Annotated in this window: 9 protein-coding genes; 2 read left to right on the top strand and 7 right to left on the bottom strand. The window is 70.3% G+C overall.

Features of this window, described 5'->3' with window-relative positions; translation table 11 throughout:
• The 6 genes from ABZ848_RS06390 to ABZ848_RS06365 form a co-directional block, all read right to left on the bottom strand.
• A complete protein-coding gene (locus ABZ848_RS06390) occupies window positions 1–180 on the bottom strand; it encodes a hypothetical protein (protein ID WP_360826199.1) in 180 nt (59 codons plus the stop codon).
• Between the two features lie 127 nt (window positions 181–307).
• Window positions 308–1,261 carry an alpha/beta hydrolase gene (locus ABZ848_RS06385; protein WP_360826196.1) on the bottom strand — a complete coding sequence of 318 codons (954 nt, stop codon included), beginning with the start codon at window positions 1,259–1,261 and terminating at the stop codon, window positions 308–310.
• Window positions 1,258–1,752: a phage holin family protein gene (locus ABZ848_RS06380; protein ID WP_360826193.1), complete on the bottom strand. Its 495-nt coding sequence runs from the start codon at window positions 1,750–1,752 to the stop codon at window positions 1,258–1,260. Before ABZ848_RS06380 ends, ABZ848_RS06385 begins: the two co-directional genes overlap by 4 nt.
• Before the next feature lie 65 nt (window positions 1,753–1,817).
• Entirely contained in the window at window positions 1,818–3,242 is a 1,425-nt protein-coding gene (gene nhaA / locus ABZ848_RS06375) for a Na+/H+ antiporter NhaA (protein WP_360826190.1), read from the bottom strand.
• Window positions 3,243–3,400: 158 nt separating this feature from the next.
• Window positions 3,401–5,401, bottom strand: coding sequence for an acetate--CoA ligase (acs, locus tag ABZ848_RS06370; RefSeq protein ID WP_360826187.1), 2,001 nt, complete (start codon window positions 5,399–5,401; stop codon window positions 3,401–3,403).
• Window positions 5,402–5,613: 212 nt separating this feature from the next.
• Entirely contained in the window at window positions 5,614–8,127 is a 2,514-nt protein-coding gene (locus tag ABZ848_RS06365; protein WP_360827149.1) for a SulP family inorganic anion transporter, read from the bottom strand.
• A 299-nt stretch (window positions 8,128–8,426) separates the two neighbouring features.
• Between ABZ848_RS06365 and ABZ848_RS06360 the strand changes: the two genes are divergently transcribed.
• Window positions 8,427–9,698: a hypothetical protein gene (locus tag ABZ848_RS06360; RefSeq protein WP_360826184.1), complete on the top strand. Its 1,272-nt coding sequence runs from the start codon at window positions 8,427–8,429 to the stop codon at window positions 9,696–9,698.
• Window positions 9,699–9,704: 6 nt separating this feature from the next.
• On the opposite strand, the gene ABZ848_RS06355 is transcribed toward ABZ848_RS06360, so the two are convergent.
• Window positions 9,705–10,685, bottom strand: a complete 981-nt coding sequence (locus ABZ848_RS06355) for an ATP-binding protein (protein ID WP_360826181.1) — start codon at window positions 10,683–10,685, stop codon at window positions 9,705–9,707.
• 101 nt (window positions 10,686–10,786) lie between these two features.
• On the opposite strand from ABZ848_RS06355, the gene ABZ848_RS06350 reads away from it, so the two are divergent.
• Window positions 10,787–11,611: an oxidoreductase gene (locus ABZ848_RS06350; protein WP_360826178.1), complete on the top strand. Its 825-nt coding sequence runs from the start codon at window positions 10,787–10,789 to the stop codon at window positions 11,609–11,611.
• The last annotated feature ends 207 nt before the right edge of the window (window positions 11,612–11,818 follow it).

The raw sequence follows: 11,818 nt of genomic DNA, 5'->3' as shown, positions 1-11,818 counted from the left end.
TCAGCCTCGAGGGTGACGCAGGCGCACCGAGACCCAGCGGGCCCGGCGGCGCAGGATGCGCGGAATGCCCACCCGGAGGTCCGTGCCCGGCAGCTGCGGGGCGCCTCCCTGGTGAGGGCTCAGCCCGTTGGCCGAGCGGCGAGTGCGTGCTGCGTCACTGTAGTCGTGCGTCCAGCCCATACCCCGACGTCTGCCCCTGCCCCATGGTCGATAACCACCCCCGTGGACCCCAATTGGCCTATGCGCCGGGCAATTGGCTGTTCGTAGGACAGATGTTCAGGTCCGGATACCGGGCGCACAGGCTCGGTCACCGATCGGGTTCGGGGTCTTTCAGCCAATTGACCAGTTCTGTGGAAAAACTGACCGGATCCTCCTCCTGCGGGAAGTGCCCGAGCCCGTCGAACAGCCGCCAGCGGTACGGCGCTTCGACGTACTCGCCGGATCCGGCCGCGCTCCGCGTCCGCATCACGGGGTCGAGCGAGCCGTGCAGATGGAGTGTCGGGACCCGGAGGGGGCGCTTCATGCGCCGGTTGAACTGGATGCCGTCCGGCCGGGCCATCGACCGCACCAGCCACCGGTACGGCTCGATCGAGCAGTGCGCCGTCGACGGGATGCACATCGCGCGGCGGTACGTCGTGAGCGCCTCGTCGTCCGGCGCGTTCAGCCCGGACCAGTCCCGGATCAGCTCGGCGACGAGCGCGCCGTCGTCGGCGGTGAGCTGGCGTTCGGGGATCCAGGGGCGCTGGAAGCCCCAGATGTAGGAGCCCGCGCGGGTCTGCCGGACGTCGGAGAGCATCGCCGAGCGCCAGCGCCGGGGATGCGGCATCGAGGCGACCGCGAGCCGTCGTACCAGCTTCGGGCGCATCACGGCCGCCGTCCACGCCAGATAGCCGCCCAGGTCGTGGCCCACCAGCGCGGCGTCCGGCTCGCCGAGGGAGCGGATCACGCCGGTGACGTCGAGGGCGAGGTTGACGGGGTCGTAGCCGCGCGGGGTGCGGTCGCTGCCGCCGACGCCTCGCAGGTCCATGGCGACGGCCCGGAAACCCGCGTCGGCCAGCGTGCTCAGCTGGTGCCGCCAGGTCCACCAGAACTGCGGAAAGCCGTGCAGCAGCAGCACCAGCGGGCCGTCACCGGCCTCGGCGATGTGGAAGCGCGCGCCGTTGGCGGCGACGTCGCGGTGCGTCAGCTTCGTACCGTCGGGAAGGGTGTCCGGTCGTACGAGCGAGGCCGGTTGCGCCGAAGGTGTGGCGGGATCCGTCATGAGGTCGAGCGTCCCACAGCTTCGATGGCCGCGGGGGCGCGGTCCTCGAGGGCCGGCGTCTCCGGGCGCGGGTGCGGCTTGGCCTTCTGCAGGACGTTCGCCGTCTCCTTCATGGACGCGGCCACCTTCTGCGGGCCCTGGCCCTTCTTGGCCTTCTTCGCGAACACCACGCCGATCAACGCGAGGACGCCCGCGACCAGCACGTTCGCCGCGAAGGAGAGCAGGAAGCAGATCGCGAGGTTCCAGTCGCTCCAGGTGCGGATCCCGTACGCCAGCGCGAAGTTGAGCATCGGCAGGGAGAACACCAGCACCATGGCGGCCACCGTGAACGCGCCGCCGCTGGTCGCGCCGCGCTTGACGTCCTGCTTGAGCTGGGCCTTGGCCAGCGCGATCTCGTCGTGCACCAGCGCGGACATCTCGGTCGTCGCCGAGGCGAACAGCTGGCCGATGCTGCGTTCGGCGCCGACCGGGCTGCCGTCGGGTGCGCTCATCGCGGTCTCCCTCTATCTCTTTATGTCCGGCTCATGTAGCGACTCTTTTGTACCGTCCCGTCAGATCATGCCGGACGGCCGTCCTCGTCGCCTGCCCCGCCCGTCACTTCGGCAAGCGCGCGTCGCTCGGCTTCCTTGATCCCGGCGATCCGGCGGTGCTCGGCGGCCTTGTTCTCGTAGATCTCCGCCATCCTCAGGTGGTACGCCGGATCGTCCTGTTCGTAGATGTCCGGGATGCCGTCGAGGTCCTCGTCCCGTTCCTCGGCCTCGACCAGCCGGCGGTACTTGGCGTTCCGTATCTTCAGCAGCACGGTCGCCAACGTCGCCGCGACGAGCGATCCCACGAGTACGGCGGCCTTGACCTCGTCGGTGAGCGTCGCGTCGCCGTCGAAGGCGAGCTCGCCGATCAGCAGCGACACCGTGAAGCCGATGCCGGCCAGGGTCGCCACCGCGAACACGTCCGCCCACTCCAGGTCCTCGCTGAGCGTCGCCCTGGTGAAACGTGCCGTCAGCCAGGTCCCGCCGAAGATCCCGGCCGCCTTGCCGACGACGAGCCCGAGGACCACGCCCAGCGTCTCCGGCCTGGTGAACACATCGCCGAGCGCGCCGCCCGAGACCACGACACCCGCGCTGAACAGCGCGAACAGCGGCACGGCGAGGCCCGCCGACAGGGGCCGTACGAGATGCTCGATCTGCTCACCGGGGGAGTGCTCCTCGCCCTCGTGGCGGTGGCAGCGCAGCATCAGGCCCATCGCGACGCCGGCGATGGTGGCGTGGACTCCGCTGTTGTACATCAGCGCCCAGATGACGAGCGCGAGCGGGACGTACACGTACCACCCGCGCACGCCCTTCCTCAGCAGCAGCCAGAAGACTGCGAGGCCCACGACGGCGCCGCCGAGCGCGGCGAAGTCGATGCTGCTGGTGAAGAAGACCGCGATGATCAGGATCGCGAAGAGGTCGTCGACGACGGCGAGGGTGAGCAGGAAGGCGCGCAGGGCGCTGGGCAGGGACGTCCCGATGACCGCGAGCACGGCGAGTGCGAAGGCGATGTCGGTGGCGGTCGGCACGGCCCAGCCGCCGAGCGAGCCGCTGCCGGTGACGTTGGTGAGCGTGTAGACGAGGGCCGGTACGGCCATGCCGCACAGGGCCGCGACGACCGGCAGGGCGGCCGCCCTGGGGTCGCGCAGGTCGCCGGCGACGAGTTCGCGCTTGAGCTCGATGCCGGCGACGAAGAAGAAGACGGCGAGCAGGCCGTCGGCGGCCCAGTGCGCGACGGAGAGGTTCAGGCCGAGGGCCCCGGGGCCCAGGTGGTAGTGGCTGACGGTCTCGTAGCTGTCGCGTAGTGCGGGTATGTTCGCCCAGATCAGCGCGGTGACGGCGGCTATGAGGAGCAGCACACCGCCGACGGTCTCGGTGCGCAGGGCGTCCGCGACGAAGGTCCGCTCGGGGAGGGACAGCCGTCCGAGGACCTTGCGAGGGGGCGCGGGCATGGGGGAGACCTCCGGTGGATGGGCAGGGCGGAACTGTTCGCCGACCAGACTTCCCGGCACACCTTGAGGGTCACGCTGTTTTGCTTAGTTTACCTAAAAGGGGCGCCCGGCGCTTTTCGCGCCGGACGCCCCTGTCAGGGAGTGTCGGTCCTCGCTGCTCAGTCCTCGCTCGGCGCCGCCGGCAGCTTCGCCTGGATGAGGTCCATCACCGTCGAGTCGGTCAGCGTCGTCACATCGCCGAGCTGGCGGTTCTCGGCCACGTCGCGCAGCAGCCGGCGCATGATCTTGCCGGAACGGGTCTTCGGCAGCTCGGCCACCGGCAGGATCCGCTTCGGCTTGGCGATCGGGCCGAGGGTGGCGCCGACGTGGTTGCGCAGGTCGTTGACCAGGCCCTCGTCCTCGGCGTTCGCCGTCCCGCGCAGGATGACGAAGGCGACGATCGCCTGCCCGGTGGTCTCGTCGGCCGCGCCGACGACGGCGGCCTCGGCGACGGACGGGTGGGACACCAGCGCCGACTCCACCTCCGTCGTGGAGATGTTGTGGCCGGATACGAGCATGACGTCGTCGACCCGGCCGAGCAGCCAGATGTCGCCGTCGTCGTCCTTCTTGGCGCCGTCACCGGCGAAGTACTTGCCCTCGAAGCGGGACCAGTACGTGTCGAGGAAGCGCTGGTCGTCGCCCCAGATGGTGCGCAGCATGGACGGCCACGGCTCGGTCAGCACCAGGTAGCCGCCACCGCCGTTGGGCACCTCGTTGGCCTCGTCGTCCACGACCGTCGCCGAGATGCCGGGCAGCGGGGTCTGCGCCGAGCCGGGCTTGGTGGCGGTGACGCCGGGCAGCGGGGAGATCATCATGGCGCCGGTCTCGGTCTGCCACCAGGTGTCCACGATCGGCGTGGCATCGGCGCCGATGTGCTTGCGGTACCAGATCCACGCCTCGGGGTTGATCGGCTCACCGACCGAGCCCAGCACCCGCAGGCTGCTGAGATCGAACTTGGCGGGGATGTCGTCGCCCCACTTCATGAACGTACGGATCGCGGTCGGCGCGGTGTAGAGGATCGTCACCCCGTACTTCTGCACGATCTCCCAGAACCGGCCCTGGTGCGGGGTGTCCGGCGTCCCCTCGTACATGACCTGGGTGGCGCCGTTGGCCAGCGGCCCGTAGACGATGTACGAGTGGCCGGTGACCCAGCCGACGTCGGCGGTGCACCAGTACACGTCCGTCTCGGGCTTGAGGTCGAAGACGGCGTGGTGGGTGTACGAGGTCTGGGTGAGGTAGCCGCCGGAGGTGTGCAGGATGCCCTTGGGCTTCCCCGTCGTACCGGACGTGTAGAGGATGAACAGCGGGTGCTCCGCCTCGAACGCCTCCGGTGTGTGCTCGGCGGACTGCCGCTCGACGATCTCGTCCCACCACACGTCCCGGCCCTCGGACCAGGCGACCTCCTGGCCGGTACGGCGCACCACGAGGACGTGCTCGACGTTGTCGACCTTGGCGATCGCCTCGTCCACGGCCGGCTTGAGCGCGGAGGGCTTGCCGCGCCGGTAGCCGCCGTCGGAGGTGATGACGACCTTGGCGTCGGCGTCCTGGATACGGGTCGCGAGGGCGTCGGCCGAGAAGCCGCCGAAGACGACCGAGTGCGCGGCGCCGATGCGGGCGCAGGCCAGCATCGCGATCGCCGTCTCCGGGATCATCGGCATGTATACGGCGACCCGGTCGCCCTTCGAAACACCGAGCTCCAGCAGCGCGTTGGCGGCCTTGGACACCTCGTCCTTCAGCTCGGCGTAGGTGATCGCACGGCTGTCGCCGGGCTCGCCCTCGAAGTGGATCGCGACCCGGTCGCCGTTGCCCGCCTCGACGTGCCGGTCCACGCAGTTGTACGCGACGTTGAGCGCGCCGTCCTTGAACCACTTGGCGAACGGCGGGTTCGACCAGTCCAGCGTCTCGGTGGGCTCGGTGGCCCAGGTCAGCCGGCGGGCCTGCTCGGCCCAGAAGCCGAGCCTGTCAGCCTTGGCCTGTTCATACGCCTCCGCGGTGACGTTGGCATGCGCGGCCAGGTCGGCGGGGGGTGCGAACCTGCGCTCTTCCTTGAGCAGGTTGGCCAGGCTCTCGTTGCTCACGGCATCTGCCTTTCCCAGGGTGTCCGTTGTGTCCCAGGCCACAGCTCATCAGAACCGAGGGGCCGATGACAAGGGTCGCCCGACAATTGGTTTAGACCTATCGGTTCAGCCTGTCACCGGGGTGCCCGACCGGCTCGGCCGATCAGGCGGCTTCGACCGCGGTGGCCCGGGTCATTCGTACCCACGAGGACAGCCCGGGCGGGGTTCAGGAGTGTTATCCCCTTCACACCCGCCCCGGCACCCGGGTTACCCGGTCAGGGAGACAGCTCCACCGCCTCCACATGGCCGAACACCTGCTCCTCGTCCGCCTGGGCCAGCAGATACGCCTGTGCCTCGCCCACGTGGAAGTACATCCCGTGCAGCTCCAGCGCCCCCTTCCGCAGGGCCCGCGCCACCGACTCGTGGGCGCGCAGGTGCTCCAGCTGCTGGACCACGTTGGTCAGGCACAGCTGCTCGACCGCGTCGGCCGGTGCGCGGCCCGCGAGCCGGGTCCACGGGCGACCGTCGTCGGCCATGCGCTCCAGGCTCGGCAGCCCGTGCCGCAGCCACCGCTTGAGCGGTGTCCGGGGGCCGCCGGGATCGGAGTTGAGCAGCGCCTGCATGGCTCCGCACCCGGAGTGCCCGCACACCGTGATGGACCGCACCTGCAGCACGTCCACGGCGTACTCGATCGCGGCCGCCACCGAGTCGTCGCCGCTCTCCTCGCCGGGCAGCGGCACGAGGTTGCCCACGTTGCGCACCACGAAGAGGTCGCCGGGACCACTGGAGGTGATCATCGACGTGACGAGCCGCGAGTCCGCGCAGGTGAGGAAGAGCTGCGACGGCTGCTGCCCCTCCCGGGCCAGCCGGGCGAGCTCACCCCGCACGAGTGGCGCGGTGTTGCGCTGGAAGGCGCTGATGCCGCGGGCCAGTTGGTGGCTGCCGGGGCCACTGGGGGTGGCGGGGCTGCCGGGGCTGCCGGGGCTGCCAGGCGTGGCGGGGCCGCCGGTGCTGCCGGGCCCGCCGGTGCCGACCGGGTTGGCGGAGCCGTCGGAACCGTCGTAGCCCTGGGAGCTGTCGGTCGTGCCGTCGGAGCCGTCGGAGCCGTCGGTGCTCGGCCCCTGCGGCGTGTCGGGATGGGCGGCCGGCGGTGCGGAGCTCGGGTGCCCGCACTGGTGGTTGCGCCAGGGTGTCCAGGGGTGGCAGCGGCAGCCGGCGGGTGACGGTGAGGCGGGCTCTGCGGTGCTCACCCCGGCGCGGCGGCCGGTCAGTTCGGCGGAGCCACCCTGTGCGGTGTGCGTCTTCTGCCAGTCCTGCAGTGACTCGTACGCCGCGTGGTCCATGAACGAACCGTCCAACTCCACGACGGCGTGGGCGCCTTGGGGTACGAGGTGCAGGGTCCGGCTGAGCCGTGGCACCGCGAGGAACGTCAACTGGCCTCGGACGTGTACGTGATGGACTCCTTCCTTCTCGTCGTGCGTGATACGGGTGCGGGCGAGGCGGTTCATGGCGACGGCGACGGCCACGGCGATCCCCAGCGTCACGCCCTCCAGGACGCCGAGGAACACCACGCCGAGTGTGGTGACGGCGTACACCAGCACCTCGCGGTGGCGGGTCACCGTGCGGATGTGGTGCAGGGACACCATCTGGATGCCGACGGCCATCACCAGGGCGGCGAGCGAGGCGAGCGGGATGAGCTCCAGGATCGGGACCATCAGCAGCGCGGCGATTACTACGAGAACGCCGTGCAGCATCGTGGAGTTCCGGCTCACCGCCCCCGCGTTCACATTCGCCGAACTCCGCACCGCGACCCCGGCCACCGGCAGTCCGCCGAGCGCGCCGGAGACGATGTTGGCGGCGCCCTGGCCGAGCAGTTCGCGGTCGAGGTCGGAGCGGCCGATGCGGGTGCTCAGCCCGGGCCGGGCGGCGATCAGCTTGTCGACGGCGACCGCGCCGAGCAGTGACTGCACACTGCACACCAGCGTGATGGTGAGGACGGCGGCGGTCAGGCCCAGCACCGGGCCCTCGGGAAGTCCGGCCAGGGCGTGGCTGCTCCAGGACGGCAGGTCCACCCTGGGCACGGTCAGCCCGGCGAGCGAGGCGGCCGCGGTGGCACCGGCGACGGCGACGAGCGCGGCCGGGACCTTGCGCAGCAGGCGTCCCGCCCGGCCGGGGATCCGCGGCCAGAGCAGCAGCAGGGTCAGGGTCAGCGTGCTGACGGTCACGGCGGCCGGCTGCAGGTTCGCCAACTGGGCGGGCAGCGCGCGGAGGTTGTCGAGGACGGAGCTCTGCGGGGTGCCGCCGAGGACGATGTGCAGCTGGGCGACGGCGATGGTGACGCCGATGCCGGCGAGCATGCCGTGCACGATGGCGGGGCTGACGGCGAGCGCGGTGCGGGCCACGCGCAGGCAGCCCAGCCCCAGTTGGGCGAGTCCGGCGAGGACCGTGATGGCGCAGGTCGTCCGCCAGCCGTAGCGGTGGATGAGGTCGGCGGTGACGACGGTGAGGCCGGCAGCGGGGCCGCTGACCTGGAGCGGGCAGCCGCCGAGCCGGCCGGCGACGAGCCCGCCGACGGCCGCGGCGACGAGGCCGGCCTGGAGCGGGGCGCCGGTGGCGAGGGCGATGCCGAGGGACAGGGGCAGGGCGATCAGGAAGACCGCGATGGAGGCCGACACATCGGCGCCCGCGATGCGGAAGCGGCGGTGCGGGGCCGGTGGCGGGCTGTGGGGCTGGTGCATGCGCTCGGTCCGAGTGGGGTCGGTGGCGCGGCTGGGTGCGCAGGCTGACATGTTTCCCGTCTCCTCCGGGGCGGCGCGGTCGCGGAACAGGTGGTCCCCGTCGATGGCGGGGCTCGGGTCGCGGCCGTGGGTCACGGCTTGCAGCGGCGGGATGAATCAACGCTCGGTAAATGGATCGTAATGCAGAGTAAAGGCCAGGCATAGACTTTCCGGGCAAATGGGTTAATAAATCACTCTCCAGGGTGAAGCAGATATTTCATCGGCTTGTCGTACTAATTCCTTCTCGGTCCCGTGCGAACTTGGCGGCGCTGTGGCCCCAGAGTCCTAGAGAAGGAAGAAGGTGGGCGGAAATGGCCGCCACCCAGAGGATCGCCGCCGGTGCCGTGGTAGTCGCGGCCTGTGCCGTCTCACTGGCCGGCTGCGGGATCGGTACCGACGGAGCCAAGACGGGGGCGGCCGGCCCCCAGAAGGCCAAGCCGGCTCATGCACCGAAGAGCGTGGTCCGCCTGATCGGCGACGGCTCCACCTCCTACACCGGAGCCCAGCCGCATCTGCCCAGGCCGGAGCGGCTCAAGCCCGGCCAGAAGCCCCCGCAGTTCGTCGTGTTCTCCTGGGACGGCGCGGGCGAGGACAGCCAGAAGCTGTTCTCCCACTTCCGCAAGGTCTCCAAGGCCAACCACGCCACGATGACGTACTTCCTCAGCGGCGTGTACATGCTGCCGGAGGAAAAGCGCGACCTCTACAAGCCGCCGCAGCACTCGCCGGGCCGCTCCGACATCGGCTTCAACGACGAGCAGGGCATCGCCGACACCGTGAAGCAGCTGCGCCTGGCCTGGCTGGAGGGCAACGAGATCGGCACCCACTTCAACGGCCACTTCTGCGGCAAGGGCGGCGGCGTCGGCGAGTGGTCGGTCGACGACTGGAAGGACGAGATCTCCCAGGCCAAGCAGTTCGTGAAGTCCTGGAAGACCAACGCCGGCATGAAGAAGGCAGCCCCGCTCCCCTTCGACTACGACAAGGAGCTCATCGGCGCCCGCACACCCTGTCTGGAGGGCCAGAAGAACTTCATGAAGGCCGCGAGCCGGCTCGGCTTCCGCTATGACACCAGCGGGGTCAACGACCAGCTGTGGCCGAAGAAGAAGGAAGGCCTCTGGGACCTGTCCATGCAGCTCGTGCCCTTCCCCGGGCACTCCTACGAGCAGCTCACCATGGACTACAACTTCATGGTCAACCAGTCCGGCACCCAGACCCAGGGCGACCCCGACAAGTACGAGTACTGGGGCGACCAGATGCGTGACGGCCTGCTCGCGGGCTTCCGCCGGGCCTACGACGGCAACCGCGCGCCCCTGGTCATCGGCAACCACTTCGAGTCCTGGAACGGCGGCACCTACATGCGGGCCGTCGACGAGGTCGTCGAGAACGTCTGCAACAAGCCCGACGTGCGCTGTGTGTCCTTCCATCAGCTGGCCGACTGGCTGGACGCCCAGGACCCGCAGGTCCTGGCCAAGCTGCGCACCCTGAACGTCGGTGAGGCGCCGAAGCAGGGCTGGGCGTCCTTCCTGACGGGCCGCCCCGCCCCGGCCCCGAAGGGCGTGCCCGGAGCGCCGGCCGCCAAGCAGTAGTCCTCGTCACGCGGGGGCGACAACGCCCTCGCCCAGCACGAACCCGGGGTCGACCTGCGCCGCCAGGTCGGCCCCGGTGCGCTCATTGCCCCAACTCTGCGCGTTCTTCAGGTGGAAGTGCACCATCTGCTGGGTGTAGCGCTCCCAGTCACGCAGCTCATACGTGGCGTCCACGGCGACCCGGAGCGTGTGCAGGGCACGGTGGTTGGTGTCCTCCAGGAGCTCGAACCGGGGCGGGCGGCCCTTCTCCATGGCGCGCACCCAGTCCGAGTGCCCGACGGTCACCAGCAGGTCGTCCCCGACCTCGGCGCGCAGGAAGTCAAGGTCGTCCTGGCCCTGCACCTTGTTGCCGACGACCTTGAGCACGACGCCGAAGTCACGGGCGTACTCCTTGTACTGGCGATAGACGGAGACCCCCTTCCGGGTCGGCTCGGCGACGAGGAACGTGATGTCGAAGCGGGTGAACATGCCGGAGGCGAAGGAGTCGGAGCCCGCCGTCATGTCCACCACGACGTACTCACCGGGCCCGTCCACCAGGTGGTTCAGGCACAGCTCCACCGCTCCCGTCTTGGAGTGGTAGCAGGCGACCCCCAGGTCGGCGTCGGTGAAGGGGCCGGTGACCATCAAACGGACGGCCCCGCCGTCGAGTTCCACCGGTCGCGCGCAGGCGTCGTACACCGGATTGGTCTCGCGTACCCGCAGCAGCCGTGAGCCCTCGCCGGGCGGGGTGGTCTTGATCATCGTCGCGGCGGACGGGATGCGCGGGTTGGAGCCGCGCAGGTAGTCCTTGATCAGCGGCAGCCGGTCGCCCATCGCGGGCAGGGCGGCGGCCTCCGTCTCGTCGAGGCCGAGGGCGGGGCCCAGGTGCTGGTTGATGTCCGCGTCGACGGCGAGGACCGGTGCCCCGATGGCCGCGAGATGGCGGATGAACAGGGAGGACAGGGTCGTCTTGCCGCTGCCGCCCTTCCCGACGAAAGCAATTTTCATGTTCACGAAGGGTAGTGGGGTGATAGCTGTACGTGGCAGGCGTGCGTGAAGAAGACCACTCATTCGTGGGGCACGCGCGCGTAGTGCGTAATGTCGTACTCATGAGTACGACAGGTGCGACCGCCGATCCGCTCGCGGCACTGGGTTCGCTGCCCGGGGTGGCCGAGTCCGTGGAGTCCGTGCGCAAGGCCGTGGACCGGGTCTACGGGCACCGGGTCATGCGGCGCCGCAGCAACGAGATCACCTCCGAGGCGGCCCTGCGCGGCGCCCGCGGGTCCGCGGCGCTGTCCGGCTCCGACTGGGCCCTGGAGGAGGTGCGGCGGCGTACCGACTTCAGTGGTGACGAGGACGCGCGCGTGGTGGGCGCCGCGTTGCGGCTGACCGCCGAGGCGGGCCAACTGCTGTCCATCTGGCGGCAGTCGCCGCTGCGGGTCCTGGCCCGGCTGCACCTGGTGGCCGCGGCGACCAACGGAGACGAGGTGGGGCGTCCGCGGCTGGCCGGCGAGCCGGTCGCGGAGCCGCTGATCGAGCTGCCGCTGCCGGGCGCGGACGAGGTGCACGGCCGCCTTGAGGGCCTCGCCGAGCTGGTCGTCGAGGGCAGCTCCGCGCCGGCCCTGGTGACGGCCGCCGTGGTCCACGGCGAACTGCTCGCTCTGCGCCCCTTCTCGTCCCACAACGGCCTGGTCGCGCGCACCGCCGAGCGCATCGTCCTGGTCGGCAGCGGCCTGGACCCGAAGTCGGTCTGCCCGGCGGAGGTCGGCCACGCCGAACTGGGGCGCGCGGCCTATCTGGCGGCGCTCGACGGGTACGTCTCCGGCACTCCGGAGGGGATGGCCGCCTGGATCGCCCACTGCGGCCGGGCCGTCGAGCTGGGCGTGCGCGAGTCGACGGCCGTGTGCGAGGCGCTGCAGCGCGGGGCCGCATAGGGATGCGGCGGTACGAGGATCCGTACCGCCGCTGGCATGCCCACCGGGTTACCAAGCGTCCTCGATATGTTGCCCATCAGGTCGGGAACTTCGCCCGTAACCTGGTGCGGCTGGCCCGTAATCGACGGGTCGACGTCGCGTGGGTGCCCGGTGTTCATGCGCCGGTCCGTGGGGCCAAATGCGTTATTAAGGTGATCCTTTCGGATG

Source organism: Streptomyces sp. NPDC047081 (assembly GCF_040643775.1).
Lineage (GTDB): Bacteria > Actinomycetota > Actinomycetes > Streptomycetales > Streptomycetaceae > Streptomyces.
Note: the sequence above shows the minus strand (reverse complement) of the source record. Positions and strands in the feature narration are given on the sequence as shown.

What these genes read in the sequence shown, in the direction of transcription:
- ABZ848_RS06355 (WP_360826181.1), bottom strand. Translation starts at nt 10,685, where the DNA reads ATGAAAATTGCTTTCGTCGGGAAGGGCGGCAGCGGCAAGACGACCCTG.
- ABZ848_RS06390 (WP_360826199.1), bottom strand. Translation starts at nt 180, where the DNA reads ATGGGCTGGACGCACGACTACAGTGACGCAGCACGCACTCGCCGCTCG.
- ABZ848_RS06380 (WP_360826193.1), bottom strand. Translation starts at nt 1,752, where the DNA reads ATGAGCGCACCCGACGGCAGCCCGGTCGGCGCCGAACGCAGCATCGGC.
- ABZ848_RS06365 (WP_360827149.1), bottom strand. Translation starts at nt 8,127, where the DNA reads ATGTCAGCCTGCGCACCCAGCCGCGCCACCGACCCCACTCGGACCGAG.
- ABZ848_RS06385 (WP_360826196.1), bottom strand. Translation starts at nt 1,261, where the DNA reads ATGACGGATCCCGCCACACCTTCGGCGCAACCGGCCTCGCTCGTACGA.
- nhaA (WP_360826190.1), bottom strand. Translation starts at nt 3,242, where the DNA reads ATGCCCGCGCCCCCTCGCAAGGTCCTCGGACGGCTGTCCCTCCCCGAG.
- ABZ848_RS06350 (WP_360826178.1), top strand. Translation starts at nt 10,787, where the DNA reads ATGAGTACGACAGGTGCGACCGCCGATCCGCTCGCGGCACTGGGTTCG.
- ABZ848_RS06360 (WP_360826184.1), top strand. Translation starts at nt 8,427, where the DNA reads ATGGCCGCCACCCAGAGGATCGCCGCCGGTGCCGTGGTAGTCGCGGCC.